The 776-nt window shown below is 70.2% G+C and carries 1 protein-coding gene; it reads left to right on the top strand.

Going from position 1 to position 776, the window contains the following annotated elements; translation table 11 throughout:
* Positions 1-776, top strand: a 776-nt coding sequence (locus ACFP9U_RS25230) for a pseudouridine synthase (protein WP_378625645.1), incomplete at both ends; no start/stop codon positions are given.

Here is a 776-nt window from a genome sequence, read left to right as displayed (position 1 = left end):
CGAGGGCCGGGTGAAGGTGAACGGCCGCGTGCTCGACACGCCCGCCTTCAACGTGCGGCCCTCCGACCGCATCGAGGTCGACGGCGCGCCCATTCCGCAGATGGAGCGCACCCGGCTTTTCCTCCTGCACAAGCCGGCCGGCGTCGTCACCACCAGCCGCGACCCGGAGGGTCGCCGGACGGTGTTCGACATCCTGCCCGCCGGCCTGCCCCGGCTGGTGGCGGTCGGGCGGCTCGACATCAACACGGAAGGGCTGCTGCTGCTGACCAATGACGGCGGCCTTGCCCGTGTCCTGGAATTGCCGTCCACCGGTTGGCTGCGCCGCTATCGCGTGCGCGTCCACGGCAGCGTCGATCCGCTGGCGCTGGCCGAGCTGGAGAAGGGAATTGCCGTCGACGGCGTCTTCTACGGCGCCATCGAAGCCACGCTCGACCGCAAGCAGGGTTCGAACGCGTGGCTGACGCTCGGCCTGCGCGAAGGCAAGAACCGGGAGGTGAAGAAGGTTCTGGGCACGCTGGGGCTCGAGGTGACCCGCCTTATCCGAATCTCCTACGGCCCCTTCCAGCTTGGCGTGCTGCCGGAAGGCGCGGTTCAGGAGATAAAGGGGCGCATGCTGCGCGACCAGCTCGGCGAGCGTCTGCTCGCCGAGGCCGGCGCCAATTTCGATGCACCGATCGCCCGACCTTTCCCCAACCGGCCCCTGCGTGCCGGCGACGTCGCGGTCAGCCAGCCGGCGGAGGAGCCGAAGAAGCGCGCCGGCACGCCGGAGGAGCCCG

The sequence above is a fragment of the Nitratireductor sp. GCM10026969 genome, assembly GCF_042660605.1.
Lineage (GTDB): Bacteria > Pseudomonadota > Alphaproteobacteria > Rhizobiales > Rhizobiaceae > Chelativorans.
Note: the sequence above shows the minus strand (reverse complement) of the source record. Positions and strands in the feature narration are given on the sequence as shown.